The sequence below is a fragment of the Stenotrophomonas sp. MYb238 genome (genome assembly GCF_009496535.1).
Taxonomy (GTDB): domain Bacteria; phylum Pseudomonadota; class Gammaproteobacteria; order Xanthomonadales; family Xanthomonadaceae; genus Stenotrophomonas.
The window spans coordinates 168,466-194,811 of sequence record NZ_WIDL01000004.1; the positions used below are offsets into that span (position 1 = coordinate 168,466).

23 protein-coding genes are annotated in these 26,346 nt (G+C 66.6%); 13 read left to right on the forward strand and 10 right to left on the reverse strand.

From position 1 onward, the window contains the following. Positions 1 to 98 precede the first annotated feature (98 nt). The 6 genes from CQ393_RS04380 to rpmH form a co-directional block, all read right to left on the reverse strand. Positions 99 to 1,715 (reverse strand): ABC-F family ATP-binding cassette domain-containing protein, encoded by a 1,617-nt coding sequence (locus tag CQ393_RS04380; RefSeq protein WP_153190408.1) that lies wholly within the window; start codon positions 1,713 to 1,715, stop codon positions 99 to 101. Between the two features lie 192 nt (positions 1,716 to 1,907). Then, positions 1,908 to 3,257, reverse strand: coding sequence for a tRNA uridine-5-carboxymethylaminomethyl(34) synthesis GTPase MnmE (gene mnmE, locus CQ393_RS04385; RefSeq protein WP_153190409.1), 1,350 nt, complete (start codon positions 3,255 to 3,257; stop codon positions 1,908 to 1,910). Positions 3,258 to 3,260: 3 nt separating this feature from the next. After that, positions 3,261 to 5,921, reverse strand: a complete 2,661-nt coding sequence (locus tag CQ393_RS04390; protein WP_153190410.1) for a polysaccharide deacetylase family protein — start codon at positions 5,919 to 5,921, stop codon at positions 3,261 to 3,263. Between the two features lie 203 nt (positions 5,922 to 6,124). Beyond that, positions 6,125 to 7,837 (reverse strand): membrane protein insertase YidC, encoded by a 1,713-nt coding sequence (gene yidC / locus CQ393_RS04395; protein ID WP_153190411.1) that lies wholly within the window; start codon positions 7,835 to 7,837, stop codon positions 6,125 to 6,127. After that, the gene (gene rnpA, locus CQ393_RS04400; RefSeq protein ID WP_343199534.1) at positions 7,837 to 8,298 is read right to left on the reverse strand and encodes a ribonuclease P protein component; all 462 of its coding nucleotides are present in this window, start codon (positions 8,296 to 8,298) and stop codon (positions 7,837 to 7,839) included. Before rnpA ends, yidC begins: the two co-directional genes overlap by 1 nt. A gap of 38 nt (positions 8,299 to 8,336) precedes the next feature. Next, the gene (gene rpmH / locus CQ393_RS04405; RefSeq protein ID WP_006404565.1) at positions 8,337 to 8,477 is read right to left on the reverse strand and encodes a 50S ribosomal protein L34; all 141 of its coding nucleotides are present in this window, start codon (positions 8,475 to 8,477) and stop codon (positions 8,337 to 8,339) included. A gap of 253 nt (positions 8,478 to 8,730) precedes the next feature. Here rpmH and dnaA point away from each other — a divergent pair, with 253 nt between their 5' ends. The 12 genes from dnaA (at position 8,731) to CQ393_RS04465 (ending at position 21,800) form a co-directional block, all read left to right on the forward strand. Beyond that, positions 8,731 to 10,062, forward strand: coding sequence for a chromosomal replication initiator protein DnaA (gene dnaA / locus CQ393_RS04410; protein WP_153190413.1), 1,332 nt, complete (start codon positions 8,731 to 8,733; stop codon positions 10,060 to 10,062). Between the two features lie 322 nt (positions 10,063 to 10,384). Next, entirely contained in the window at positions 10,385 to 11,485 is a 1,101-nt protein-coding gene (dnaN, locus tag CQ393_RS04415; protein WP_153190414.1) for a DNA polymerase III subunit beta, read from the forward strand. Positions 11,486 to 12,082: 597 nt separating this feature from the next. Further along, positions 12,083 to 13,183 (forward strand): DNA replication/repair protein RecF, encoded by a 1,101-nt coding sequence (gene recF / locus CQ393_RS04420; RefSeq protein WP_153190415.1) that lies wholly within the window; start codon positions 12,083 to 12,085, stop codon positions 13,181 to 13,183. 110 nt (positions 13,184 to 13,293) lie between these two features. After that, positions 13,294 to 15,753, forward strand: a complete 2,460-nt coding sequence (gyrB, locus tag CQ393_RS04425) for a DNA topoisomerase (ATP-hydrolyzing) subunit B (protein ID WP_153190416.1) — start codon at positions 13,294 to 13,296, stop codon at positions 15,751 to 15,753. 73 nt (positions 15,754 to 15,826) lie between these two features. Then, a complete protein-coding gene (locus tag CQ393_RS04430; protein ID WP_153190417.1) occupies positions 15,827 to 16,669 on the forward strand; it encodes a CPBP family intramembrane glutamic endopeptidase in 843 nt (280 codons plus the stop codon). A gap of 74 nt (positions 16,670 to 16,743) precedes the next feature. After that, positions 16,744 to 17,550, forward strand: a complete 807-nt coding sequence (locus tag CQ393_RS04435) for a M48 family metallopeptidase (RefSeq protein ID WP_153190418.1) — start codon at positions 16,744 to 16,746, stop codon at positions 17,548 to 17,550. A gap of 153 nt (positions 17,551 to 17,703) precedes the next feature. Continuing rightward, on the forward strand, positions 17,704 to 18,897 hold the full coding sequence (locus tag CQ393_RS04440; RefSeq protein ID WP_153190419.1) for a tetratricopeptide repeat protein: 1,194 nt from the start codon (positions 17,704 to 17,706) through the stop codon (positions 18,895 to 18,897). Positions 18,898 to 19,043: 146 nt separating this feature from the next. Further along, positions 19,044 to 19,565 carry an energy transducer TonB gene (locus tag CQ393_RS04445; protein ID WP_153190420.1) on the forward strand — a complete coding sequence of 174 codons (522 nt, stop codon included), beginning with the start codon at positions 19,044 to 19,046 and terminating at the stop codon, positions 19,563 to 19,565. An 84-nt stretch (positions 19,566 to 19,649) separates the two neighbouring features. After that, positions 19,650 to 20,393, forward strand: a complete 744-nt coding sequence (gene exbB, locus CQ393_RS04450) for a TonB-system energizer ExbB (RefSeq protein WP_153190421.1) — start codon at positions 19,650 to 19,652, stop codon at positions 20,391 to 20,393. 45 nt (positions 20,394 to 20,438) lie between these two features. Then, positions 20,439 to 20,864 (forward strand): biopolymer transporter ExbD, encoded by a 426-nt coding sequence (locus CQ393_RS04455; protein ID WP_153190422.1) that lies wholly within the window; start codon positions 20,439 to 20,441, stop codon positions 20,862 to 20,864. Between the two features lie 3 nt (positions 20,865 to 20,867). Then, positions 20,868 to 21,278, forward strand: a complete 411-nt coding sequence (locus CQ393_RS04460) for a biopolymer transporter ExbD (RefSeq protein WP_055768671.1) — start codon at positions 20,868 to 20,870, stop codon at positions 21,276 to 21,278. A 126-nt stretch (positions 21,279 to 21,404) separates the two neighbouring features. Further along, entirely contained in the window at positions 21,405 to 21,800 is a 396-nt protein-coding gene (locus CQ393_RS04465) for a biopolymer transporter ExbD (RefSeq protein ID WP_153190423.1), read from the forward strand. A gap of 216 nt (positions 21,801 to 22,016) precedes the next feature. On the opposite strand, the gene CQ393_RS04470 is transcribed toward CQ393_RS04465, so the two are convergent. From CQ393_RS04470 to cls, 3 genes are all read right to left on the reverse strand, one after another. After that, a complete protein-coding gene (locus CQ393_RS04470) occupies positions 22,017 to 22,772 on the reverse strand; it encodes a pyridoxine 5'-phosphate synthase (RefSeq protein WP_153190424.1) in 756 nt (251 codons plus the stop codon). Next, positions 22,769 to 23,047 (reverse strand): hypothetical protein, encoded by a 279-nt coding sequence (locus CQ393_RS04475; protein WP_228114257.1) that lies wholly within the window; start codon positions 23,045 to 23,047, stop codon positions 22,769 to 22,771. Before CQ393_RS04475 ends, CQ393_RS04470 begins: the two co-directional genes overlap by 4 nt. A 156-nt stretch (positions 23,048 to 23,203) precedes the next feature. After that, positions 23,204 to 24,664, reverse strand: a complete 1,461-nt coding sequence (gene cls, locus CQ393_RS04480) for a cardiolipin synthase (protein ID WP_153190425.1) — start codon at positions 24,662 to 24,664, stop codon at positions 23,204 to 23,206. 113 nt (positions 24,665 to 24,777) lie between these two features. Between cls and CQ393_RS04485 the strand changes: the two genes are divergently transcribed. Beyond that, entirely contained in the window at positions 24,778 to 25,869 is a 1,092-nt protein-coding gene (locus CQ393_RS04485) for a PA0069 family radical SAM protein (protein WP_153190426.1), read from the forward strand. Positions 25,870 to 25,884: 15 nt separating this feature from the next. On the opposite strand, the gene CQ393_RS04490 is transcribed toward CQ393_RS04485, so the two are convergent. Next, on the reverse strand, positions 25,885 to 26,310 hold the full coding sequence (locus tag CQ393_RS04490; RefSeq protein WP_194269590.1) for a nuclear transport factor 2 family protein: 426 nt from the start codon (positions 26,308 to 26,310) through the stop codon (positions 25,885 to 25,887). Between the last annotated feature and the right edge of the window lie 36 nt (positions 26,311 to 26,346).

The following is a 26,346-nucleotide window of genomic DNA, read 5'->3' on the forward strand; positions in this document are numbered from 1 at the left end:
CGGCACGGGACAGCTCCACACTCCCGTAGGAGCGGCTTCAGCCGCGATGGGCTTTATCGGGAAAGCTCCATCGCGGCTGAAGCCGCTCCTACGGTGTTTCAGAGCGGAAGCCGGCGCCAGCCTTCGGCATCGGCATGCAGGCGGCCGGTGATGCCGATGCCGCGCAGGAACGCCTCGTCGTGCGCGGCCACCAGCAGCGTGCCGGACCAGTCGCGCAGCATCGCTTCCAGCGCCTGCATCGAATCCAGGTCGAGGTGGTTGGCCGGTTCGTCCAGCAGCAACAGCTGCGCCGGCGGGTGTGCATACAGCGCGCAGGCGAGCGCCAGCTTCATGCGCTCGCCGCCGCTGAGCGCCTCCACCGGCTGCTGCGCGTTGCCCGCATCCAGGCCCAGCAGCGCCAGGCGGGTGCGCAGTTCGGCGTCGGCCATCGATGGGTTGGCATCACGCAGCTGTTCCATCGCCGGGGCCTCCGGTACGGGCAGGGCCAGATGCTGGTCCAGCCAGGCATGCGGCGCGTTCACCTGCACCGTGCCGCTCAGGGGCGGCATTCGACCCGCCAGCACCTTGAGCAGCACCGACTTGCCGCTGCCGTTACGGCCAGTGAGCGCCAGCCGTTCGCCCCGCCGCAGCAGCAGATCGACCCTGGCCAGAGGGCCATCGACGAAGGGCAGTACCACATCCTCCATCACCGCCATGCGCTCGGGCGCACCGCCGGTGCCGGCAACGGGCAGCAGCACCACGGCAGCGGCCGCTTCGACTTCCGCCGCCGCCTGCCGCACCTGATCGTCCAGGCGTTCGCGCTGCTGTTGTTGTTGCAGATCCGCCTTGCCGGCACTGGCCTGCGCCCGCTGCTTCTGCCGGCCCAGCAGGATCGGCGCCTGGTTGGCGTGCGCGGCCTGCCGGTTGCCGCGGGCGGTGCGGCGCTCGCGTTGTTCCTGCTGCTCGCGCAGGGCCTGTTCGCCCTGGCGGCGTTCGTGGCGGCGCTGCTGCAGGATTTCCGCGGCCAGGCGCCGTTCCTCGCTGCGGCGCGCCGCGTAGAAATCGTAGTTGCCGCCATGGCTGCGCAGGCCAAGCGAGGACAGTTCGACGATGCGCTGCATGTCGCCGAGCAGTGCGCGATCGTGGCTGACCACCAGCAGGCCGCGCGGCCAGCGCCGCAGCTGGTCGCGCAGCAGTTGCCGCCCCTGCGCGTCGAGATGGTTGCTGGGCTCATCGAGGACCAGGAAGTCGGCTTCGGAAAGAAATGCGCCGGCCAAGGCCACGCGCATGCGCTGGCCGCCACTGAGCCGGTGCACCGGCGTTTCGGCCGACACGCCGTGCAGCTGCATGCGCTCCAGCTCCGCCTGCAGGTGCTCGCGCAGCTGCCAGCGTTCACCCAGCGCCTCGAAATCGGCGACATCGCTGCTGCCCTGTTCGATGCGGTGCAGTGCCGCGAGCGCATCGCCCAGGCCGGCGAGATCGGCGACGGTGTCGATGGGCGAGGCATCGATCTGCTGCGGCAGCCATGCAGCCGGTCCCGAACGCAGGCAGCGCCCGTGCGTGGGCGCCAGCCGGCCGGCCAGCAGTTGCGCCAGCACGCTCTTGCCCACGCCGTTGCGTCCGACCAGCGCGGTGGGGCGCGCGTCGAAGGTTTCGTCCAGATCGGAAAACAGCAGCCTGCCGTCGGGCAGCTGCCAGGAGACGCGTTCAAGCGTCAGGAAGGGAGTCGTGGTCATTGCGGTCCATCCATGCCCGGATCACCCGGCTGCCGGCGGCAGCGGGACTTCGCGAGGCCTCACCAGCGCGGGCTGGCGGGGCGGGCATCAATGGCGCATCGGACCGGACTCCTTCGGGAAACAGGGCCGCCATCGCGGCGGCAGGGCGAAGACTAACCGGCGAGGGATGAACGGTTCAATGCCGACGGCCGCTCACTTGCCGATGCAGAAGCTGGAGAAGATACGGCCCAGCAGGTCGTCGGCGGTCATGCGGCCGGTGATTTCGCCCAGCGCATCGTGCGCCAGGCGCAGTTCCTCGGCCGCCAGTTCCAGCTGGTCGTGGCGCAGCTGCGCATCGGCATCGTCGAGGTGTGCGGCAGCACGGACGATGGCCTGCACGTGGCGCAGGCGCGCGGAGAATTCGCCCTGCTGGCCTTCGCCGGCACCATCGCCGGCGAGTTCGCGCAGGCGCGCGTGCAGCTGCTCCAGGCCCTGCCCGCTCGCGGCGGAAATCGCGATCTCGTCGTCGCCCAGCGGGTGCGGCCACTGCGGCAGCAGGTCGCATTTGTTGAGTATCCACAGCTGCCGCGCGGCCTGCGCCGCGGCGTCGCCGATGGCCTGCCGGCCCGTGTCCGGGTCGCGCGCATCCAGTACCACGATGGCCAGGTCGGCGCGCTGCATTTCGGCGCGGGCGCGGCGCATGCCTTCGCGTTCGATGGCGTCGCCGCCTTCGCGCAGGCCGGCGGTATCGACCAGCTCCAGTTCCAGGCCATCGATGCGGATGGTCTCGCGCAGGGTGTCGCGGGTGGTACCGGCGATGTCGGTGACGATGGCGCGCTCGCTGCCGGCCAGGGCGTTGAGCAGCGAGCTCTTGCCGGCGTTGGGCGGGCCGATCAGCACCGCATGCAGGCCATCGCGCAGCTTGCGGCCACGCTCGGCATCGGCGCGCAGCTGCGCGAGCGACGCCCGTGCCTGCTCGACGCCTGCGCGCACCTGCGCGCCGCCCAGCGTATCCAGCGGTTCATCGGCGAAATCGATGGCGGCCTCGACGTGGATGCGCAGCCGCACCAGCTGTTCGGCCACATCCTCGACGCGGCGCGAGAACACGCCGTCGAGCGAGCGCCGCGCGGCACGGGCGGCGCGCACGTCGCCGGCGGCGATCAGGTCGGCGATGGCCTCGGCCTGGGCCAGGTCGAGCTTGCCGTTGAGGAAGGCGCGCTCGCTGAACTCGCCGGCGCGCGCCTGCCGCGCGCCCAGTTCGATGCAGCGCGCCAGCAGCTGGCGCAGCACCACCGGGCTGCCGTGGCCCTGCAGTTCCACCACGTCCTCGCCGGTGAAGCTGCGCGGGCCTGGGAAGTGCAGCGCGATGCCGTCGTCGATCACCTCGCCCGCCGCATCGCGGAACCGCGCATAGTGCGCGTGGCGCGGCTGCAGCGCCGGGCAACCGAGCCCACGGGCGATGGACGCCGACAGCGGACCGGAAAGGCGCAGGATGCCGACCCCGCCCGCGGCGGCGCCGCTGGCGACGGCAACGATGGTGTCGCTGGCGGGAGCGGGGTTCATGGCTTACAGCTTCTGCAGCTGCGCGCGCGCCTGCGCGGCGCCGCTGCCCTGCGGCTGCAGTTCCAGGTAGGTGGTGTAGGCCTGCTTCGCCCTGGCCTTTTCGCCGGCGTGGAAATAAGCATCGCCAAGGTTGAGGTAGGCCACCGCGCGCGAAGGATCGATCTTCAGCGTGTTCTCCAGCCAGCGCGCCGCTTCCATGTAGCGTTGCTGGCGGTAGTAGACGAAACCGAGGTTGTTGGCGGCCTGGGCGAAATCCGGGCGCAGCTTCAGCGCTTCGGTGAACTGCGCTACCGCCTCGTCGTAGCGTTTCTCGCGGTACAGCTGCAGGCCGCGGTCGTTGGCCTGCTGGGCGCGCTGGCGGTCGGAGGTCGGCACCGCGGCCGGCACCACCAGCGTGTTGCTGCCTCCCTGCAGGTTGGCGACCTTCACCGCGGCCTCGTTGCCGCCCTGCGCCGCATCGACGCGGCTGTTGAGCGCGATGGCGTCGGCCGAGAGCTGGGTGGTGTCGGCATTGAGGAACTCCTGGCTGTCCGGCACCTGGAATACGAACTCGCCGCCCTGCGAACCGGGCAGGCTGCCGAACGCCGGCGTCTGCCGCGAGACCGCCGACACCGCCGGCGCGACGTAGGCGGCCAGTTCCGTGCCGGTGATCAGCCCGTCGCCATTGAGGTCGCCCTTGCCGGACAGCGCCTGCAGCAGCACCCAGGTGAACACCGAGTGGCCGTTGGGGCCGCTGTCGGCGACCTGCTGGTCGGCGCCGCCGGCGGTGAGCATCTGCCGCGCGGTGCGGCGCGCGTTCTCGCGCAGGAAAGAGGACGACGAAGCGCCGCCGCGGGTCAGGCCCAGGCCGCTGTAGCAGGCGTCCATCACGAACAGCACGTGCTTGGCCTGCAGGCTCTCGGCGATGTTCTGCACGTCGGTCATGGCGATGGCGTCGGTGGCGAATTCCTTCGGGTCCGAATCCACCGGGATGATGTAGCCCAGGTCGCGCCCGGAGGCGAGCTGGCGGGTAGCGCCATGGCCGGCGAAGAATACGAACACGCGGTCGTTCTTCTGGGTGCGGCCATCGGCCAGCCGATCGTGGAACGCGGCCAGGATGTTGTTGCGGGTGGCCTCGCGGTTCTTCAGCACGATCACCTGCGAGGACGGGAAGCCGAACTGGCCGGTCAGGGTGTCGGCGATGGCTTGGGCGTCGCGGCTGGCGTATTCGAGCTTCGGCCACTTCGCATAGTCGTCGATGCCGATGACGATGGCCCATGACTTCTCGTAGCCGGTGGTGACCGTCGCCGCGTTGCCGGCATCGCGGCGGGCGCGACTGACGGAGAAGTCGCGGCCGTTCCAGCCGGCGAACTGGTAGCCGTCGGCGATCAGCCGGTCCAGGATCTGCGGCAGCGCCTTCACCGCGCGGTCGTGGATGTCGTGGAACAGGATGATGCCGCGCTGCTCCTTCTGCACCTGGTCGAGCACGCGCTGCACGATGGACTCCGGCACCGGGTCGGCCCAGTCCATCGAATCGATGTTCCACATGATCGATTTCAGCCCGGCTTCGCCGAGCAGCTGCAGGCCTTCGGCGTTGCGCGCGCCGTACGGGAAGCGGAACAGCGGCGCGCGCCTGTCGCCGACACGGCGCAGCAGCGCGTCGGTGCCCAGCACCTGTTCGCGCAGCGCGTCGCCGCTGGTGCGCGAGAGCTGGGCGTGGGTGAGGCTGTGGTTGCCTACGGCGTAGCCGTCGGCCATCAGCTGGCGGCTGATGCCTGCCATCGCGCCCAGCGTCACCTTGCCGTCGGTACCGACGGTGCCGATGTTGCGGCCGACCTCGAAGAACACGCCCGGCACGTCGTAGCGCTTGAGGATGGCGGTGATCTCGTCGGTGTAGGCCTTGTGCGGGCCGTCGTCGAAGGTCAGCACCACGGTCTTGGCGGGCAGGTCGCGGCCGAAGATCTCGCGCTCGCTGTCCTTCATCGACATCGGATAGGGCTCGATCACGCCGTGGTCGCGCAGGATCGTCTCGCGCTCGTACTGCGTGCGCAGGTGGGCGACGTAGTCCTCCCATTTCTCGCGCTTGAGCGCGATGGCGCGCGTGCGCTCGAAGCGGCTGAAGATGCGGGTGATTTCCTGGTTGTAGTTGCGCTCGATCTCGTCCAGCGCGTCCAGGTCCTCGCCGATGCGCTGGTGCAGCTTGACCGCCGGCAGCGAGGAATCGGCGCCGACGCGCTCGTGCAGGTCGCGCAGCATTTCGCGAAAGACCAGGCGATCGGCGTCGTACAGGTCCGGCGCCGATTCGATGTAGTCCAGCACCACGCCCAGCGTGGCGAAGCGCTGCGGACTGGGGGTGCGCAGCAGCGCATCGAACTGCGTGGCGATCGCCTGGCGCTGTTCCAGCCCGTCATGGAACAGCTGCTGGCCGATGCGGGTGGAGGTCGCGCGATCGCGGTCGTTCTGCGTTTCCTCGTCGGCCAGCAGTACGATGATACGGCGGTGGCTGTCGAGCTGTTGGCGCAGCGCCGTGAGCAGCGGTGCCGCCGCGCCGTCGTCCGTTGCCGCCTGCCCGGCAACATTCGCAGCCGGTTGCTGCGGGTCGGCCGGCTTGCCGCCGCAACCGGCCAGCAGCGCGGACACGGCGATCGGCAGCAGGAAAGCGCGCATTGCAGGAAGACGGGACATGGCAGGCGATGACAGGCGGAGGCCGGAAGATTCTAGTGGAGCAGGGCCAACCCCGCTGGCATCGCCAACAATTCCCGTAGGAGCGACTTCAGTCGCGATGGGGCTTTCCCGGCAATGCCCCATCGCGACTGAAGTCGCTCCTACAGGGAATGCCGGATCGCGCCGCCCATACGAAAAGCCCGCCTTGCGGCGGGCTTTCGCGGTTACTTGGCTTCGGCCTTGGCCGGCGGCGCGTGCTCGCCGTGCTTCTTGGTCATCCACCACTGCTGGGCCAGGCTCAGGCCGCCATTGACCACCCAGTACAGCACCAGGCCGGACGGCATGAAGGCCATCATGACGCCGAACACCAGCGGCATGAACTGCATCATCTTCTGCTGCATCGGGTCCATGCCCGGCGCCGGCGTCAGCTTCTGCGTGAACCACATCACCGCCACGTTGATCACCGGCAGGATGAAGTACGGATCGCGCGCGGTCAGGTCCTGGATCCACGCGAACCACGGCGCCTGGCGCAGTTCCACCGACTCCACCAGCACCCAGTACAGGGCGAAGAAGATCGGCATCTGGATCAGCAGCGGCAGGCAGCCGCCCATCGGATTGATCTTTTCCTTCTTGTACAGCTCCATCATCGCGGTCTGGAACTTCTGGCGGTCGTCGCCATAGCGTTCCTTGAGCTGGGCGATGCGCGGCTGGAACTTGCGCATCTTGGCCTGCGACTTGTACTGCGCGTTGGCCAGCGGGAACAGCGCCAGCTTGAGCAGGATCACCAGACCGATGATCGACCAGCCCCAGTTGCCGACCAGCTTGTGGACCTGGTTCATCACCCAGAACAGGCCCTGGCCGATGATGGCCATCAGCGAGAAGCGGCTGTAGTCGACCACGCGCTCCAGACCGGGCACATCTTCCTTGGCGATCTGGTTGACCAGCTTCGGGCCGACCCACAGGCGCGCCTGCGTGCTCACCTTCTGGCCCGGTGCCACGGTGAAGCCCGGGCCGCGCGCCTCGATGACGTTGCGCGGGCCGTTCTGCGAGAGCAGGTACAGCGAGGCCTGGTCGGGCTGCGGAATCCACGCGGTGAAGAAGTGGTGCTGCAGCATCGCCACCCAGCCGCCGCTGACGGTCTGGTTGAGGTTGCCGTCCTCCAGGTAATCGGCGAACGGGCGACGCTGGTACTTCTTGTCCTTGTCGTACCAGGTGGCGCCGTTGAAGCTGAAGGAATCCGGGTTGGTCATGCTGCGGCTGAGGATCGCCGGCACGCGGTCGAGCTTGCGGAATACATAGCCCTGCCACGGCGCGCCGCCGGCGTTGACCACTTCATCCTTGACGCCGATGGCGTAGTCGCCGCGCTTGAAGGTGTAGGTACGGTGGATGCTGACGCCGTCCGGGCCGTTCCAGACGAACGGCACCTGCAGCTCGCCCTGGCCGTCGGCCAGGGTGTATTCCTTCGCAGCCTGCGCCGGCTGGAAACCATTGGCGCCCGGCGCGGCCGAACCGCCCTGCCCCACCCAACCGCTGGTGGCGCTGTAGGGATGCGCCTTCTCTTCGGTGAGCAGCTGCACCGGCGGGCTGCCGGCGGCCTTGGTCTGCGGGAACTGCAGCAGGTCGGCGTCGAGCACGCTGCGGCCGTCGAGCACCAGCTTCAGCACGTCGGTGGTGACGGTGACGCGGGGCGCGGTGGTGACCGGCTCCAGCGTGGCCGCCGGGGCGACCGCGGTCGGCGCCTGGCCCGGAATGGAAGCCTGCGGCACGTTGCCGGCGGCCGGCGGCGCAAGGTCGGCGTCGTTGGCGGCCGGCACCGCCGGCTGGCTCGTGGCGACAGTGGCCGGATCCGGCGCGTTCTTCTCGCGACCCCACTCCATCCACAGCAGCACCGCCACCATCAGCCAGGCGAAAATCAGGAATACACGGGTCTGGTTCATCAGCAGGCAGGCTCGGCTCGACCGGGCGGTGAACCCGGCGCGTTCAAGGAAGAAGAGGGTTCGTTGCCCTCGCGCGGCGGCATTGTGCCGTCAGTGATCACCGCGGGCAATGCACCGGCACGGCGGAGCAGACGTACGAACGCCTCGCGGATCTGCCGATTGTCGGCAAGCTTGGCCGCCGAGCGGGCGACCACGACATAGTCACCCCCGGCCATGTCTGCCCGGAGGTGGCGTGTGGCGTCACGCAGCACACGCTTGATGCGGTTGCGGCCCACCGACCGTGTATCGACCTTGCGCGACACGGCCAAGCCCAGCCGGGCGGGGGTGTCCCCTTTCAGCCAGTGCAGTGTCATCAATGGGTCGGATACACGGCGGGCGCCGTTGAAGACCGTTGTATATTCGGCACGCGTACGAACCCGCGCAGAGCGAGGAAATCGCTTGCGCGGGTCGGTGCTGCTCACGATCGGATTTGCATCTGCCGCACGGGGCGGCGACGCAATCAAGCGCTGAGGACTTTGCGGCCCTTGGCGCGGCGACGCGACAGGATCTTGCGGCCGTCAGCGGTCTTCATACGCGCGCGGAAGCCGTGATCGCGCTTGCGCTTGAGGTTGCTGGGTTGGAACGTGCGCTTGGTGGCCATGGGGGCACCTGTATGAATGGGACGGAAAGAACCGGAAATTCTATAGACCCTCCCCCCATCGCGTCAAGCGCTGTAATGCTTTCCCTGCAAGGGTTTCATCCACAGGCTGTGGATGGATCTGTGAACAAGTCAGGGACAAGCATTCCCGCCCCCGCCGCGCGGTGGTAGTCTGGGCCATCCACTTTCCCCCTTTCCGGCACGTGGCCGGGCGGCTTCCTGCGCCCGTCCCGCGTGCCTTCGATGATTATTTCCGATGGATGCCTGGTCCCGTTGTATCGAACGTCTTGAAGCGGAATTTCCGCCGGAAGATGTCCACACCTGGTTGAAGCCGCTGCAGGCCGACCAGCGCGCCGACAGCATGGTGCTGTACGCCCCGAACGCCTTCATCGTCGACCAGGTGCGCGAGCGCTACCTGCCGCGCATCAACGAGCTGCTGCGCTATTTCGCCGACATCGCCGAGGTGCAGCTGGAAATCGGCTCGCGCCCGCGCGTGGCCGAACCGGCGCCGATCACGGCTGCCACGACTGGCACGGCGGCTCCGGCTGCGCCGGTGGTGCCGTTCAACGGCAACCTGGATGCGCACTACACCTTCGCCAACTTCGTGGAAGGCCGCAGCAACCAGCTGGGCCTGGCCGCTGCCTTTCAGGCGGCGCAGAAGCCCGGCGACCGCGCGCACAATCCGCTGCTGCTGTACGGCGGCACCGGCCTGGGCAAGACCCACCTGATGCTGGCCGCCGGCAACGCGATGCGCCAGGTCAATCCGGCCGCGCGCGTGCTCTACCTGCGTTCGGAGCAGTTCTTCAGCGCCATGATCCGGGCGCTGCAGGAAAAGGCGATGGACCAGTTCAAGCGCCAGTTCCAGCAGGTGGACGCGCTGCTGATCGACGACATCCAGTTCTTCGCCGGCAAGGACCGCACGCAGGAGGAGTTCTTCCACACCTTCAACGCGCTGTTCGACGGCAAGCAGCAGATCATCCTGACCTGCGACCGCTACCCGCGCGAAGTCGAGGGTCTGGAAGCGCGGCTGAAATCGCGCCTGGCCTGGGGCCTGTCGGTAGCGATCGAACCGCCGGATTTCGAGACCCGCGCAGCCATCGTGCTGGCCAAGGCGCGCGAGCGCGGCGCCGAGATCCCGGACGACGTGGCGTTCCTGATCGCCAAGAAGATGCGCAGCAACGTGCGCGACCTGGAAGGCGCGCTCAACACGCTGACCGCGCGCGCCAACTTCACCGGCCGCGCCATCACCACCGAGTTCGCCCAGGAAACCCTGCGCGACCTGCTGCGCGCCCAGCAGCAGGCGATCAGCATTCCCAACATCCAGAAGACCGTGGCCGACTACTACGGCCTGCAGATCAAGGACCTGCTGTCCAAGCGCCGTACCCGTTCGCTGGCGCGTCCGCGCCAGGTCGCGATGGCGCTGACCAAGGAGCTGACCGAGCACAGCCTGCCGGAAATCGGCGATGCCTTCGCCGGCCGCGACCACACCACGGTGCTGCACGCCTGCCGCCAGATCCGCACGCTGATGGAGACCGACGGCAAGCTGCGCGAGGACTGGGACAAGCTCATCCGCAAGTTGAGTGAGTAAGCCATCGGGACACCGGGAATGAAGAGGCGACAGGGTCAGCGAATGATGCATCGGCGCCATGCAGGCGTCATCGCACAAAACGGTGCATCATTCGGGGGCAGACGTTGGGGAATCTGTGGATAAAAATGCGCTTCAGGATCGACGCAAGGTTATCCACAACTTTCCCCACCCGTTCCGGACCAGTAATACAGAGGGTTTCGCTCCAATGAAATCCTTTTAAAACAAACACTTGGGTGTGTTTTAAACCAAATCTGGCTCTACCAGCACCACCAAGCTTTTGATTTAACCCACATCTTTTAAAAGCATAGGGGCACGAAACCACATGCGTTTCACACTGCAGCGCGAAGCCTTCCTCAAGCCGTTGGCCCAGGTCGTCAACGTGGTCGAACGCCGCCAGACCCTTCCGGTCCTGGCCAACTTCCTGGTCCAGGTGCAGGGCGGCCAGCTGTCGCTGACCGGTACCGACCTGGAAGTGGAAATGGTTTCCCGCATTGCGGTCGAAGACGCGCAGGACGGCGAAACCACGATTCCGGCACGCAAGCTGTTCGAGATCATCCGTGCCCTGCCCGACGGCAGCCGCGTGACCGTGTCGCAGACCGGCGAGAAGATCACCGTGCAGGCCGGGCGCAGCCGCTTCACCCTCGCCACGCTGCCGGCCAACGATTTCCCGTCGGTGGACGAAGTCGAGGCCACCGAGCGCGTGGCGGTACCCGAGGCGGCGCTGAAGGAGCTGATCGAGCGGACCGCCTTCGCCATGGCCCAGCAGGACGTGCGCTATTACCTCAATGGCCTGCTGTTCGACCTGCGCGACCAGCTGCTGCGCTGCGTGGCCACCGACGGTCATCGCCTGGCGCTGTGCGAGACCGCGCTGGAGAACAGCACCGGTTCCAAGCGCCAGATCATCGTGCCGCGCAAGGGCGTGACCGAACTGCAGCGCCTGCTCGAAGGCGGCGACCGCGAGGTGGAACTGGAAGTGGGCCGCAGCCACGTGCGCGTGAAGCGCGACGATGTGACCTTCACCTCCAAGCTGATCGATGGCCGCTTCCCGGATTACGAAGCGGTGATCCCGATCGGCGCCGACCGCGAGGTAAAGGTGGACCGCGAGACCCTGCGCGCGTCGCTGCAGCGTGCAGCGATCCTGTCCAACGAGAAGTACCGCGGCGTCCGCGTCGAGGTCACGCCGGGCCAGCTGAAGATCAGCGCGCACAATCCTGAGCAAGAGGAGGCGCAGGAAGAGATCGAGGCCGAAACCCAGGTCAGTGATCTGGCCATCGGCTTCAACGTGAACTACCTGCTCGATGCTCTCTCGGCACTACGGGATGAGCACGTCGTGATCCAGTTGCGTGATTCCAATTCCTCGGCACTGGTACGTGAAGCCAGCAGCGAGAAATCCCGGCACGTGGTCATGCCGCTGCGGCTCTGACAAAAACACGTTCCACGTGGAACCTAAGCCCGGCTGATGCCGGGCTTTTTTTTGTCTGTCGTTTCAGGCTAGGAAGTCTGCTGTTCGGAGTAAGGCGACCATGTTCTTCAATGTTTCACGTGGAACACTGATCTGCTCTCAAAAATCCATGTTTCCAATTCTGATGAAGTGGCCTTTCGCTTAGATCTCACCTGATTGCCGATTCACATTCTTCCAAAGCTTTAAATCTGGGAATAAATCAGAAGCTTGGTGATGCTGGTAGAGCCAGATTTCATGTGAAACTCGGACATCTTGTTGTTTTTAAAAGAAATACCGCTGTCGAAACCCCTATGGAAATGCCGGGGATAGCCCTGTGGATAGCTGTGAACAAGGGGGACCGCGGGCAAAAACATGAAAATCATCCACAGGTTGCCAAGACCCTGTGCACGGGCTGTCCGCAGGCCTTCGGCATCGGACCGGATACAGGAGCGGAGGCTGCGCTGGCCGCAGGAATGATCCGGCTCACGCGATGGACGGTTCACGGGGCAGGATGCTTTAAGCTGGCTGCTCCTGCCCGGACTGGAACTGCCGGGACATCGCGTTTCCTCCCGAGCGTCAATGCACATCGTCCGTCTCTCCTTGAACCGCGTCCGTCGGTTCGACTCCGTGGAACTGGCTCCCCGTCCCGGGATCAACCTGATCACCGGCGCGAACGGAGCGGGCAAGACCAGCCTCCTGGAAGCCCTGCATCTGATGGCCTACGGGCGCAGTTTCCGCGGCCGGGTTCGCGATGGGCTGGTACAGAAAGGCGCCGAAGCGCTTGACGTCTTTGTCGAATGGCGCGAACAGGCCGGGGTGGGACCGGAGGGGCGGGTTCGCAGGGCCGGACTGCGTCACGGAGGCCAGGCCTGGAAAGGTCGCCTGGATGGCGAGGATGTCGCCCAGCTGGGGACGCTGTGCGCCGCGCTGGCCGTGGTGACCTTCGAACCGGGTAGCCATGCCCTGGTCAGTGGAGGCAGCGAACCGCGGCGACGCTTCGTCGATTGGGGTTTGTTCCACGTGGAACCTAATTTTCTCCCGCTTTGGCGCCGCTACACCCGGGCCCTGAAACAACGCAACGCCCTGCTCAAGGCGGGAGCCGCGCCCCGGCAGCTCGATGCCTGGGACCATGAACTGGCCGAGGCAGGCGTTCCCCTGACTTCAAGACGGCAGCACTACCTGGAGCGTCTGCAGGAGCGGGCCGTGAGCATCGCCGCCGATCTTGCGCCGGGTCTACAGTTACAGGGCATCGAACTGCAGCCGGGCTGGCGCCGGCATGAAATGTCGCTGGCCGATGCACTGCTCATGTCGCGCGATCGCGACCGCGCGGTGGGGCATACGTCGGTCGGACCCCATCGGGCCGACTGGACCGTCGGTTACGGCGATATTCCCGGACGCGACGCGCTTTCCCGTGGGCAGGCCAAGCTCACCGCCTTGGCTTGCCTGCTGGCGCAGGCCGACGACTATGCGACCCAGCGCGGCGAGTGGCCGGTGATCGCGCTCGACGATCTCGGCGCGGAACTTGATCGCGACCACCAGCAGCGCGTGGTGCAGCGGCTGGCGACCACACCTGCGCAGGTGTTCATCACCGCGACGGAGCCACCCACCGCGCTGGAAGAACAGCTGCGCCCTGCCGCCGTGTTCCACGTGGAACACGGCGGTATCCAAGTGCTGCAATGACCATTCCGGGTGCGTACGGGCCCGGCTGGTATACTTGCAACGATCCCCTCTTTACTCACGCCCCGGCCTTTCGGGTCGGCGCGTGACCTGTGGAGCCAACGGCAAGCGCGATGAGCGAAGAACAGAACACCCCGGCCAGCAACGGCAATTACGACGCCAACAGCATCACCGCCCTTGAAGGCCTGGAGGCTGTGCGCAAGCGCCCCGGCATGTACATCGGCGACGTCCACGATGGCACCGGCCTGCACCACATGGTGTTCGAAGTCGTCGACAACTCCATTGACGAAGCCCTGGCCGGCCATGCCGACAACGTGCTGGTCACGATCCACGCCGATGGTTCGGTGTCGGTCTCGGACAACGGCCGCGGCATCCCGGTCGGCAAGCACGAGCAGATGAGCCAGAAGCTGGGCCGCGAGGTGTCCGCTGCCGAAGTGGTGATGACGGTCCTGCATGCCGGCGGCAAGTTCGACGACAACAGCTACAAGGTTTCCGGCGGCCTGCATGGCGTCGGCGTCAGCGTGGTCAACGCGCTGTCGCAGAAGCTGCTGGTGGATGTCTTCCAGGGCGGTTTCCACTACCAGCAGGAGTTCAGCAACGGCGCCGCGGTCAGCCCGCTCAAGCAGCTGGGAACCACGACCAAGCGTGGCACCACCGTGCGCTTCTGGCCATCGACCGTGGCGTTCCACGGCAATGTCGAGTTCCACTACGAGATCTTGGCGCGCCGGCTGCGCGAGCTCTCGTTCCTCAATTCGGGCGTCAAGGTCATCCTGGTCGACGAGCGCGGCGAAGGCCGCCGCGACGACTTCCACTACGAAGGCGGCATCAAGAGCTTCGTGGAGCATCTGGCGCAGTTGAAGACGCCGTTGCATCCGAACGTCATCTCGGTCACCGGCGAGCACAACGGCATCACCGTGGAAGTGGCGCTGCAGTGGACCGACTCCTACCAGGAAACGATGTACTGCTTCACCAACAACATCCCGCAGAAGGACGGCGGCACCCACCTGGCCGGCTTCCGCGGCGCGCTGACCCGCGTGCTGAACAACTACATCGAGCAGAACGGCATCGCTAAGCAGGCCAAGATCAGCCTGACCGGCGATGACATGCGCGAAGGCATGATCGCGGTGCTGTCGGTGAAGGTGCCGGACCCGAGCTTCTCCAGCCAGACCAAGGAAAAGCTGGTCAGCTCCGACGTGCGCCCGGCGGTGGAAAACGCCTTCGGCGCGCGCCTGGAGGAGTTCCTGCAGGAAAACCCGAACGAAGCCAAGGCCATCGCCGGCAAGATCGTCGACGCCGCCCGCGCCCGCGAGGCCGCGCGCAAGGCGCGCGACCTGACCCGCCGCAAGGGCGCGCTGGACATCGCCGGTCTGCCCGGCAAGCTGGCCGACTGCCAGGAAAAGGATCCGGCGCTGTCCGAACTGTTCATCGTCGAGGGCGACTCGGCAGGCGGCTCGGCCAAGCAGGGCCGCAACCGCAAGAACCAGGCCGTGCTGCCGCTGCGCGGCAAGATCCTCAACGTGGAACGCGCGCGCTTCGATCGCATGCTGTCCTCCGACCAGGTCGGTACCCTGATCACCGCGCTGGGTACCGGCATCGGCCGCGACGAGTACAACCCGGACAAGCTGCGTTACCACAAGATCATCATCATGACCGACGCCGACGTCGACGGCGCCCACATCCGCACCCTGCTGCTGACGTTCTTCTACCGGCAGATGCCGGAGCTGATCGAGCGCGGCTACGTCTACATCGGCCTGCCGCCGCTGTACAAGATCAAGCAGGGCAAGACCGAGCTGTACCTGAAGGACGACCCGGCGCTGGATGCCTACCTGGCCAACAGCGCGGTGGAGAATGCCTCGCTGGTACCCGCCGCCGGCGAGCCGCCGATCGAGGGCGTGGCGCTGGAGAAGCTGTTGATGACCTACGCCAGCGCCCAGGACGCCATCGACCGCAATGCCCATCGCTACGACCGCAGCCTGCTCGAGGCGCTGGTGGATTTCACCCCGATGGACCTGGAGCACCTGCGCAGCGCCGCCGCCGGCGAAGGCCTGGACGCGCTGGCCAAACGCCTGAACCAGGGCAGCCTGGGCACGCCGCGTTTCAGCCTGGTCCTGCAGGAGCCGACCGAACAGCGCCCGGCCGCGGTGCTGGTCACCCGCCGCCACATGGGCGAGGAGCACATCCAGGTGCTGCCGCTGGCGGCGTTCGAATCCGGCGAGCTGCGTCCGCTGCACCTGGCCTCGCAGCTGCTGCACGGCCTGATCCGTGAAGGCGCCACCATCAACCGCGGCAGCCGCTCGGCAGAAGTCACCGGCTTCGCCCAGGCCCAGGCCTGGCTGATGGAAGAAGCCAAGAAGGGCCGCCAGATCCAGCGCTTCAAGGGTCTGGGCGAAATGAACCCGGAACAGCTGTGGGACACCACCGTGAACCCCGATACCCGCCGCCTGCTGCAGGTGCGCATCGAGGACGCGGTGGCCGCCGACCAGATCTTCAGCACCCTGATGGGCGACGTGGTCGAACCGCGCCGCGACTTCATCGAGGACAACGCGCTGAAGGTCACCAATCTGGATATCTGACACAATCCGGCAACACGGGCAGGCGCGGAACTGCGTGCCTGCCCGCTTCTCCCGCTGCCGTCCCAGGATCACGATGTCCGTACCACCGCCGGTTCCGTTGTCCGTCCCGCCCGGCACGCCGCCGGTATCCCGCGAAGGTTCTCCCCTGCTGGGATTCGGACTGGATGTCCTGCTGGCTGCGTGCATCCTGCTGGGCCTGAGCCTGTTCTGTGGCCTGGCATGGGGACTGTGGCGCGGTTTCGAGGTCGGTCTGGCGCTTGCGCGCGATGGCGGTGGTGCGCCGGACGCGACCCAGCTGGGCTCGCAGCTGGGCCAGCCGGGTGCCCTGGCGCAGATGCTGATCGCGCTGGTTTCCACCGGCGCCACGGCCCTGGTGCTCTACTTCTGGCGGCGTCGCGCCTCGGTGGCCGAACGCGCCTCGTCCCTGGCCGCCGTGCGGCGGAGTTCCACCTGGGGATGGACCCTGCTGGTGGCCATCGGCGTGTTCGCCGGCAGCAGCCTGATCGGATGGGCCGGGAAGCAGGTCGGTATCGACCCGGTGCCGACCAACCTGCCGCTGATGGAGCAGGCGCTGGCCCACTATCCCGTGTTCCTGGTCGCTTTCGCGGTGTTTCTGGCCCCGGCGTATGAGGAACTGCTGTTCCGGCGCGTGTTGTTCGGCCGTCTGTGGGCCGCCGGCCGTCCCTGGCTGGGCATGGTGCTCAGCGGCGCCGCCTTTGCGTTCATCCACGAAATACCCGGCACCAGCGACAACGGACTGCCCGAGATCCTGCAGTTGTGGCTGGTCTATGGCGGCATGGGCGTCGCTTTCGCCTGGCTGTACCGCAGGACCGGGACCTTGTGGGCCGCCATCGCCGCGCATACGCTCAACAATGCCGTGGCCCTGGCCGCGCTGGTGCTCTTCGGCATCCAGTAATCGGTGTTGACCGATTGACGGAAATTTAAGCCGGGCGCTCGCACACTGCGGACATGAACGAGGGGAAATCCACCATGAAACCCGTGCTGTTCGGCGTTGCCATCGCGCTGTTGCTGGGCGCCTGTGCGACGACCACCTCGCCCACCGGCCGCCGCCAGATCGTTGGCGGGGTGTCGCAGCAGCAGCTGGACCAGCTCGGTGCGCAGGCCTTCGCCGAGACCAAGGCCAAGCAGACCCTGAGCAGCGACGGCAGGCAGAATGCCTATGTGCAGTGCGTGGTCAACGCGCTGGTGGCGCAACTGCCGCAACAGTACAAAGGCGTGCGCTGGGAAACGGCCTTGTTCGTGGAGAAGGAACCCAACGCCTTCGCCCTGCCCGGCGGCAAGGTCGGCGTGAACACCGGCATCTTCAGCGTCGCCAAGAACCAGGACCAGCTGGCGGCGGTGCTGGGTCATGAGATCGGCCATGTGATCTCGCGGCACCACGAGGAGCGCCTGACCCGCCAGCAGAACACCCAGGTGGGCCTGGGCATCCTGGGCGCCCTGGCCGGGGCCGCCTATGGCGATACCGCTGCCGGTGCGGTCAACCAGTTCGGCAGCATCGGCGCGCAGGGACTGATCCTGCTGCCCAACTCCCGCACCCAGGAAAGCGAGGCCGACGTGGTCGGCCAGCGCCTGATGGCCCAGGCCGGGTTCGATCCGGCCCAGGCCGTGGGCCTGTGGCAGAACATGATGGCCGCGGGCGGCGCGCGTTCGCCGCAATGGCTTTCCACCCACCCCGATCCGGCCAACCGGATCCGCGAACTGCAGCGCGACGTCGCTTCCCTGGAGCCTGTCTACCGGCAGGCGCGGCAGGCTGGACGGGTACCGCGCTGTGGTTGACCCTTGGACATGGCCCGGCTCCGCCCTGGACATTGGTGCAGTACAGCAATGGAAGTGATTTCTCCGTCAAAAATTTTCTGTTACGTTTGGCGGCTCCGTCTTCCCAGACCGTCCGTTTACAGCACCGCCCCCGCGGTTTCATCGAGGTGACCCATGATCTCCCGCAGCCATAAGCAGGCCCTGCTTTCCGTCCTCATCGCTACCGTGCTCGGCGGCGTTGTGGTTGCCGATGCTGCCGCCCAGGCGCGCTCCTCCGAACGTTCGGGCGAACGCCGCAACCGCGGTTCGGCCAAGGCCGAAGTGCTGTATCCGGAAGCGACCCGCGAGGAGCCCAAGGCCAAGTCGTCCTCGAAGATGGGCAGCAAGCTGCAGAAGCTCTTCGCCGCCTACAACAAGGACGAGTACGAGGAAACCCGCAAGCTGGCCGACGAGATCCTCGCCTCCGGCGACGCCAACGACTACGACAAGGCCGTGGCCAACCAGCTGGCCTCGCAGGCCGCCTACAACCTGGACGACACCGCCGCCGCCAAGCAGTACCTGCAGCAGGCCGTCGCCCTGAACCAGCTGGACAACAACGGCCATTTCCAGGCCATGCTGATGCTGGCCCAGCTGCAGCTGCAGGACGAGCAGTACGCCGAAGGCCTGGCCAACCTGGACAAGTACCTGGCCGAGTCCAAGTCGCACAAGCCCGAGGAACTGATCATCAAGGGCCAGGCGCTGTACCAGACCGAGAAGTACGCCGAGGCCATCCCGGTGCTGAAGGCGGCCATCGCCGCTTCGCCCGAGCCCAAGGACAACTGGAACCAGCTGCTGATGGCCGCCTACGCCGAAGCCGGCCAGACCGGCGAAGCGGTGAAGGAAGCCGAGGCCCTGGCCGCGAAGAACCCGGCCGACAAGAAAGCGCAAATCAACCTGGCCAGCATGTACATGCAGGCCGACCAGATGGACAAGGCCGCCGCGGTGATGGACAAGCTGCGCGCGACCGGACAGCTCAGCGAAGAGCGCGAGTACAAGCAGCTGTACTCGATCTACGCCAACACCGAGAACAAGGAAAAGGACGTCATTGCGGTGATCAACGAGGGCCTGTCCAAGGGCATCCTCAAGCCGGACTACCAGGTCTACCTGGCGCTGGCGCAGTCGTACTACTACTCCGACCAGATCCCGCAGGCCATCGAGGCGTGGCAGAAGGCCGCCCCGCTTTCCAAGGATGGCGAGACCTACCTGAATCTGGCGCGTGTGCTGCATGCCGAAGGACGGATTCCCGAAGCCAAGCAGGCTGCGCGGGACGCAAAGGCTAAAGGTGTGAAGAATCCGGCCGATGCAGACAAGATCATCAACCTGAAGTAAGCGGGAATAACGCCTGAACAGCTGCAGATGTGATGCGCAGCTGGTCAGGATTGGTATAAGCTTGGAGGTTCCTGCGGTGTCATGCACCGCTGAATCAGGGGCGTCGGAACAACGCCGCCCCGGCCCCACTAACGAGCTCTTGGCGCATGACGGAACAACTGGTTTTCCACCACAGGTATGACGGCGAGAAAGACAAGGGTCTGAGCTGGCCCCGCATCGCCGGCATCGCCTTCGTAATCGCACTCCATCTGGCAGCCCTGATGATGCTCCTGATCCCGGCCGTGGCCCCGAAGGCCGCTACGGAGAAGGAACGCAACGTCATGGTGACCCTGGTCGACGCTCCGCCGCCGCCACCCCCGCCGCCGTCGCCGCCGGCCCAGGTCACCGACATCCAGGCCAGCGTGGACATCTCGTCCAAGAACATGAACCCGCCGCGTTACCCGCCGGCCGCCTTCCGCGCCGGCATCCAGGGCGAGGTCATCCTCATCATTGATGTCGACGCCAGCGGCAACGTCACCAATGTGTCCGTCGAGAAGTCCAGCCGTAACCGTGACCTCGACCGCGCCGCCATGGACGCGGCACGCAAGTGGAAGTTCAACCCTTCCGTCATCAATGGACAAAAGGCGGCTGGTCGCGTGCGCGTCCCGGTCAACTTTGCGCTGAGCTGATCCTCCGGCGGCCAAGGGCCGCCAGCGGGAACCGTTCGACTTTAGCTATACCCTTTAACACCACACACAACAAAGGTAAGCGTCATGCTGCAGGAAATCTTCATCGCCGCTGCTGCCGGGGGCAACGCAAACAACGCGCTCTCGCAGATGGGCTTCGAGCATCTGATTCACGAAATGACCTCCAAGCCGGGTGACTTCGCGGTTTCCTGGGTCGTGCTGCTGACCCTGGTCGCGATGTCGGCGATGTCCTGGTACTGGACCGTTATCAACATCTTCCGTACCGCCCGCCTGAAGTCGGCTTCCGACCGCGTGCCGGGCATGTTCTGGGATGCCGCCAATGCCCAGGACGCCATCCGCGCGATGGAAGAGCAGCCGGCTTCCGAGCCGTTCTCCAAGATCGCCCTGGACGCCGCCCAGGCTGCTGCGCACCACCAGCAGGCCGGCGCCGCCGAGACCCTGAGCCGTTCGGAGTTCGTCGACCGCGCCCTGCGTCAGGCCGTCACCCGCGAATCCAACAAGCTGCAGGGCGGCATGATCCTGCTGGCCACCGTCGGCGCGACCGCTCCGTTCGTGGGTCTGCTGGGTACCGTGTGGGGCATCTACGGCGCGCTGATCAAGATCGGTGCCACCGGCTCCGCTTCGATCGACGCCGTTGCCGGCCCGGTGGGTGAAGCGCTGATCATGACCGCGATCGGTCTGTTCGTCGCGATCCCGGCCGTGTTCGCCTTCAACTTCTTCAGCAAGATCAACAGCGCCACCGTCAGCAAGTTCGACACCTTCGCGCACGATCTGCACGACTTCTTCGCCACCGGCTCGCGCGTTCGCTGAGCCGGCAGCAGAGCAGTCCTCGCAACGATATAGACGGAGCCCGTTATGGCTTTCAGTAGTGGTAACAGCGGCGGCCCCATGGCCGACATCAACGTCACGCCCCTCGTGGACGTGATGCTGGTGCTGCTGATCATCTTCATCATCACGGCTCCCCTGATGTCCCACAAGGTCAAGGTAGAGCTGCCCGAGGCCAACCTGTACATCAACCCGGACGACGCCGAAAAGCGTTCCGGGCCGATCACGGTGGCGGTCAAGGAAGACGGTTCGCTCTACTGGAACGATGAGCCGGTGTCGAAGGAGACCCTGGAATCGCGTTTCGCCACTGCTGCCCAGCAGACGCCGCAGCCGCCGCTCAATCTGCGTGGTGACAAGACCACCAAGATGAGCGTGATCAACGAAGTGACCAAGATCGCGCAGAGCCAGGGCATGCTGGACGTCGGTTTCGTTGCCACCAAAGAAAAGGGGCAATAAGCGATGGCATTCAGTAGTGGTGGAAACAGGGGCCCCATGGCCGACATCAACGTCACGCCTCTCGTGGACGTGATGCTGGTGCTGCTGATCATCTTCATCGTGACTGCGCCGATCATGACGTACCCGATCGCCGTGGACCTGCCGCAGCGGGTCATCAACCCGCCGCCGCAGCTGCGCGAGCCGCCGCCGCCGATTGATCTGCGCGTGGATGCGAGCAATCAGGTTTACTGGAACAACAGCCCGGTGAACGTGAACGAGCTGCAGCAGAAGATGGAAGAAGAAGTACAGAAGGATCCGACCAACCAGCCGGAACTTCGCATCGATGCCAATCCGGATTCGGAGTACGAGGTCATGGCCAAGATCCTGGCCCAGGCCAAGAACGCCCAGATGAAGAAGATCGGTTTCGTGCAGTAACGCAATACCCAAGTCATGACGCGACTGGAAAACGCTCCCGCTAGCCGGGGGCGTTTTTTTTTGCCTTTGCAGTCCGGCCTTATGAGCTGTTAAGGTTCCGAGATAACAAAGCAGGGGAAGCTTTGCATGGCGAAGTCGAGCAAGGTTGTCATGGTGGTTGTACTGGTGGTTGTGCTGGCAGCGCTGGGTTGGCTTGCCGCCACTGTAGTAACTGCAAGGTGGATGATGCACCCGATTACCGTGGATCTACCGCAGCGGACTGCCAAGCCAGCAACAGTAAGCAACGGCACACCGCAGACGATTGATCTGCGCGTGGATGCAGACAACCGGATCTACTGGAACAAAAGCCAGGTAGCCCTGGAAGAGTTGCAGCAGAGGATGGAGGCAGAAGTAAGGAAGAATCCGGCCAACCCGCCGGAACTTCGCATCGACGCCAATCCGGATTCGGAGTACGAGGTCATGGCCAAGATCCTGGCCCAGGCCAAGAACGCCCAGATGAAGAAGATCGGTTTCGTGCAGTAACGCAATACCCAAGTCATGACGCGACTGGAAAACGCCCCCGCTAGCCGGGGGCGTTTTTTTATGACGACGAGAAGCTACGAATGCGTGCCGTCCGTAATCGGACGGCTGGGTACTTGAAGGTCGAAGAAGACCGCATCCGCGAAGTTCATGGGGCCGCGCTGCCTACAACGCGTCGCTTCCCACAAACACGGCCGCGCGTTGTTGCCGGCGACGCTCTCAGGAGCCGCGCGCGATTACCGCCAAATATGCTCTCACCGTGGCGTCGAGGCCGTCGTACAGCGCTTCGCCGATCAGGGCGTGGCCGATGGAGACTTCCAGCACCTGCGGCACGTCGTGCAGGAAACGGCCGAGGTTGGCCTGCGACAGGTCGTGGCCGGCGTTGACGCCCAACCCCGCCGCCTGCGCACGCCTGGCCGCATCCGCGAACAGGGCGATCGCCGCGTCTGGAGTGCCGGCGGCGAAGGCTTCGGCATAGGGGCCGGTATAGAGTTCGATGCGGTCCGCGCCAAGCGCCGCGGCGGCTGCGATTGCGGGGTTGCCGGCATCGACGAACAGGCTGACCCGGCAGCCGACGTCCTTCAATGCGGCGATCAGGGGGCGCAGGCGCTCGCCGTCGCGGGCGAAATCGAAACCATGGTCCGAGGTGAGCTGGCCGTCGCCATCGGGCACCAGCGTTGCCTGTGCCGGCCGGGTCTGCGCGCACAGCGGCAGCAGCCCGGGATACCCCGGACGCGGCGGTGCGAACGGATTGCCCTCGATGTTGAACTCCACGCCGCGTTCGCGGGTGAGCGCGGAAAGCGCGTGCACGTCGTCGGCGCGGATGTGGCGCTGGTCGGGGCGCGGATGCACGGTGATGCCGTGCGCGCCGGCGTCCAGGCAGGCGGTCGCCGCGCGCAGCACGTCCGGGTCGTTGCCGCCGCGGGAGTTGCGCAGGACGGCGATCTTGTTGACGTTGACGCTGAGACGGGTCATGACGGCGGGTGTTCTTCGGATGCGGGGGAAGAAGGGGCAACGGTCGCGGTCCTGCCCGGCCCCAGCTGTTCGCGCAGGGCCTGCAGCTCGGCCGGGTGGAGCGCCCGGGGCGTCTGGCTGGCGGTGCCGCCGAAGCGTGCCGCGTACAGTCCTTTCATCCACAGCAGGAACAGCAGCAGCGCCGCGAGCAGCGACAGGAGCAGCAGCCACGTCTGCGTGGTCGTGATGGCAAGGACGAAGGCGCCCAGTGCGAGCAGCAGGAACAGCCAATACATGACGGTCTCCCCGATAGGGCACCCAGTGTAGCGGTCCGCCCGGGGCCGCTTCCACGCGCCAGGACCCAGCGACGTCCTGCGCACGCGCGGTGCCGGGCATGGAGGTGGCGGCCGGGTACCCTGGCCGGTGGCATGCGCGGCCGCGCGCAGCCCCTGCTACAGCAGCGGCGACGCCAGGCGGGCCACCGCCTCGGGCAGCCGTTGCCGCCACAGCGGGCAGCGGCGGTCGGGCAGCACCGGCGTGGCCCGGGCGAACTCCTGTTCCAGGATCGCCTCCAGCTCCGCCGTCAGTCCGCGGTCGTGGTAGAGCATCGACAGCTCGAAGTTCAGGCGGAAGCTGCGGTGGTCGAAGTTGGCGCTGCCGACGATGCAGGTGTCGTCGTCGGCGATGAAGGCCTTGGTGTGCAGCATGCGCGGGCCGTACTCGTAGATCTTGACCCCGGCCTGCAGCAGCTCGTCGTAGTAGGAGCGCCCGGCCAGGGTGACGAACAGAGAATCGCTGCGCCGCGGCACCAGCAGGCGCGTGTCCAGGCCGCCGAGCGCGGCCGAGGTCAGCGCCATGCGCGCCGCTTCGCCGGGGACGAAGTACGGCGTCACCAGCCATACGCGGCGGGAGGCCTCGTGGATCGCCGCCACGTGCAGGCGGTGGATCGCCTCCCAGGAGGAATCCGGGCCGGAGACCAGCACCTGGGCCTGCACCGTGCCGTCCTCGCGCGCGGGACTGTCGGAAGGAAACAGGTCCTCGCGGTCGAAACGGGTCATGCCCTGCCCGCTGGCGTAGATCCAGTCCTCCAGGAACACCAGCTGCAGGCTGCGCACGACATGGCCGGCCAGGCGCGTGTGCAGGTCGCGGTAGGCATCGGGGTTGCGGCTGTCGTCCTCGGCGTCGGTGATGTTGATGCCGCCGGTGAAGGCGATCCGGCCGTCGATCACCACCAGCTTGCGGTGGGTGCGCAGGTTCAGCCAGGGACGCTTGAACGGTTTGAGCAGCTGGCGCGGGTGGAACCACACCACTTCCGCGCCGGCTTCGAGCAGGGGCTGCAGGAAGCGGCGCCTGATCCGCGAGGAGCCGACCGCGTCCAGCAGCAGGCGCACCGTGACCCCGGCCCTGGCGCGCTCGACGAGTGCGTCGCGCATCGCGGTGCCGGCATGGTCCGGCTCGAAGATGTAGTACTCCAGGTTCACGTGGCGCCGCGCGCCGGCGATCGCCTCCAGGATCGCCGCATAGGTCGCGCCGCCATCGACCAGCCAGTCCACGGCGGTCGCGGTGCTGGGCGGCAGGCCGGTGGTGGCCTGGCCGATGCGCGCCAGCTCGGTGCAGTGCACGTCCGCCGGGCAGACCGTGTTGTAGGCCTCCATGCCCTCGCGCGAGCGCCCGCGCCGCAGCCGCTGGCGCACGATCTTCTGCGGGCCGAACACGTAGAACACGAACAGGCCGATGTAGGGCAGCGCCGCCAGCGACAGGATCCAGCTCAGCGTCGCCACCGGCTCGCGTTTCTGCAGCAGGATGTAGCAGGCCAGCAGCACCAGGTACACCACGTAGGTGGCCGCCAGGACCTGGGCCGCGTGCGGGATGGAGGACACGCTGGTCCAGAGGCTGTGCAGGGTTTCGCGCATGCCGCGATTCTAGCCATGGCCGGTGCGCGGCGCGCGACATGGGCCGCCGCGTGCACCTGCATGAACGCCGCGTCGCTGCATCTGCGACGCGCCCGCGCTAGCGTAGCGCGATGATGCCGACTCCGATCAAGGGCCGCGGTGCGAGCAGCCACCTGCCCGGCCGCTTCGAAACCACCACCACCGACGCCGTCGACGATGGCTGGCTGGCCGACGAGGGCGAGGAATTCGCCGCGCCGCGCCTGCGCACCGATGTGCGCGTGGAAGTCGCGCGCAGCATCATCAGCCGCAACACCTCGCCGGACGTGGGTTTCGACCAGTCGGTGAATCCGTACCGCGGCTGCGAGCATGGCTGCTCCTACTGCTTCGCGCGGCCTACCCACGCCTACCTGAACCTGTCGCCGGGGCTGGATTTCGAGACCAAGATCTTCGCCAAGACCAACGCCGCCGAGCTGCTGCGCAGGGAGCTGGCCAAGCCCGGCTACGTGGTCAAGCCGATTGCCCTAGGCATCAACACCGACGCCTACCAGCCGGTCGAGCGCAGGCTGGGGATCACCCGCCAGCTGATCGAGGTGATGCTGGAAACCCGCCATCCGTTCTCGCTGATCACCAAGAACGCGCTGGTCGAGCGCGACATCGACCTGCTGGCACCGCTGGCGGAGCAGCGTCTGGTCAACGTGCACTTCTCGGTGACCTCGCTGGACCCGCACCTGTCGGCGAAACTGGAACCGCGCGCCTCCGCGCCGCATGCGCGGCTGCGGGCGATGCGGCGCCTGCACGAGGCGGGAATCCCGGTGGGGGTGATGGTCGCGCCGGTGATTCCCTGGGTCAACGACGCCGAACTGGAAGCGGTGCTGGAAGCCGCGCGCGATGCCGGCGCGCGCAGTGCCGGCTACGTGCTGCTGCGCCTGCCTTACGAGGTGGCGCCGCTGTTCCACGACTGGCTGCAGGCGCACCATCCGCAGCGGGCCGAGCACGTGATGAGCACCATCAACCAGTTGCGCGGCGGCAAGGACTACGACAGCCGGTTCGGCAAGCGCATGCGCGGCGAAGGCGTTTACGCGCAGCTGCTGGCGCGGCGTTTCGCGCTGGCCAGCAAGCGCCTGGGCTTCAACGCCTCGCGCGAGCAGTGGCCATGGCTGGACTGCAGCCGTTTCGTGGCGCCGGCGCCGCCGCGCAAGGCCTCGCCGCAGGGCGAGTTGTTCTGAGCCGCGTGGCCGCCGTCAGGGCCGGGTTTCGCCCAGCCGCGACGAGTGCGAGGCCACCATCTGCCAGCGGCCTTCGCGCAGCACCCACACGCGGGTGAAGCGGAAGCGCCCTTCCCAGGGCTGGCCGTCGCTGACCGCCGCCTGCACGCTGGTACCGGTGACGATGGCGGTATCGCCGTAGCGGCGCACCTGCACGTCCTGGTTGTCGATGCGGGTGTTGCGGCGCTGGCGCGTGGCCAGTTCCTGCAGGTAGTCGGCCTTGCGCTGCACGCGGCCGTCGGAATGGGTGAGCAGCCAGTCCTCGGCCAGCAGCGGTGCCAACGCCGATGCGTCGCCCTGCAGGCGCAGGCGGTTCCAGTCGGTGTCGGCCTGCTCGAGTGTGGGCGTCTGCGCCCAGGCCAGGAGCGGAAACAGCAGCAGCGGGGCGATCAGTGCACGCATCGGCAGGTTCCTGGGAAGCCGGCGCCGATGATGGCC

Bases quoted from the DNA above. Each gene is read 5' to 3' on its own strand.
- CQ393_RS04485 (WP_153190426.1), top strand. From the start codon at position 24,778: ATGCCGACTCCGATCAAGGGCCGCGGTGCGAGCAGCCACCTGCCCGGC.
- CQ393_RS04440 (WP_153190419.1), top strand. From the start codon at position 17,704: ATGATCTCCCGCAGCCATAAGCAGGCCCTGCTTTCCGTCCTCATCGCT.
- yidC (WP_153190411.1), bottom strand. From the start codon at position 7,837: ATGAACCAGACCCGTGTATTCCTGATTTTCGCCTGGCTGATGGTGGCG.
- CQ393_RS04430 (WP_153190417.1), top strand. From the start codon at position 15,827: ATGTCCGTACCACCGCCGGTTCCGTTGTCCGTCCCGCCCGGCACGCCG.
- CQ393_RS04435 (WP_153190418.1), top strand. From the start codon at position 16,744: ATGAAACCCGTGCTGTTCGGCGTTGCCATCGCGCTGTTGCTGGGCGCC.
- gyrB (WP_153190416.1), top strand. From the start codon at position 13,294: ATGAGCGAAGAACAGAACACCCCGGCCAGCAACGGCAATTACGACGCC.
- CQ393_RS04455 (WP_153190422.1), top strand. From the start codon at position 20,439: ATGGCTTTCAGTAGTGGTAACAGCGGCGGCCCCATGGCCGACATCAAC.
- rpmH (WP_006404565.1), bottom strand. From the start codon at position 8,477: ATGGCCACCAAGCGCACGTTCCAACCCAGCAACCTCAAGCGCAAGCGC.
- CQ393_RS04460 (WP_055768671.1), top strand. From the start codon at position 20,868: ATGGCATTCAGTAGTGGTGGAAACAGGGGCCCCATGGCCGACATCAAC.
- exbB (WP_153190421.1), top strand. From the start codon at position 19,650: ATGCTGCAGGAAATCTTCATCGCCGCTGCTGCCGGGGGCAACGCAAAC.
- CQ393_RS04390 (WP_153190410.1), bottom strand. From the start codon at position 5,921: ATGTCCCGTCTTCCTGCAATGCGCGCTTTCCTGCTGCCGATCGCCGTG.
- recF (WP_153190415.1), top strand. From the start codon at position 12,083: ATGCACATCGTCCGTCTCTCCTTGAACCGCGTCCGTCGGTTCGACTCC.
- CQ393_RS04380 (WP_153190408.1), bottom strand. From the start codon at position 1,715: ATGACCACGACTCCCTTCCTGACGCTTGAACGCGTCTCCTGGCAGCTG.
- CQ393_RS04470 (WP_153190424.1), bottom strand. From the start codon at position 22,772: ATGACCCGTCTCAGCGTCAACGTCAACAAGATCGCCGTCCTGCGCAAC.
- CQ393_RS04445 (WP_153190420.1), top strand. From the start codon at position 19,044: ATGACGGAACAACTGGTTTTCCACCACAGGTATGACGGCGAGAAAGAC.
- CQ393_RS04465 (WP_153190423.1), top strand. From the start codon at position 21,405: ATGGCGAAGTCGAGCAAGGTTGTCATGGTGGTTGTACTGGTGGTTGTG.
- CQ393_RS04475 (WP_228114257.1), bottom strand. From the start codon at position 23,047: ATGTATTGGCTGTTCCTGCTGCTCGCACTGGGCGCCTTCGTCCTTGCC.
- dnaN (WP_153190414.1), top strand. From the start codon at position 10,385: ATGCGTTTCACACTGCAGCGCGAAGCCTTCCTCAAGCCGTTGGCCCAG.
- dnaA (WP_153190413.1), top strand. From the start codon at position 8,731: ATGGATGCCTGGTCCCGTTGTATCGAACGTCTTGAAGCGGAATTTCCG.
- mnmE (WP_153190409.1), bottom strand. From the start codon at position 3,257: ATGAACCCCGCTCCCGCCAGCGACACCATCGTTGCCGTCGCCAGCGGC.
- CQ393_RS04490 (WP_194269590.1), bottom strand. From the start codon at position 26,310: ATGCGTGCACTGATCGCCCCGCTGCTGCTGTTTCCGCTCCTGGCCTGG.
- cls (WP_153190425.1), bottom strand. From the start codon at position 24,664: ATGCGCGAAACCCTGCACAGCCTCTGGACCAGCGTGTCCTCCATCCCG.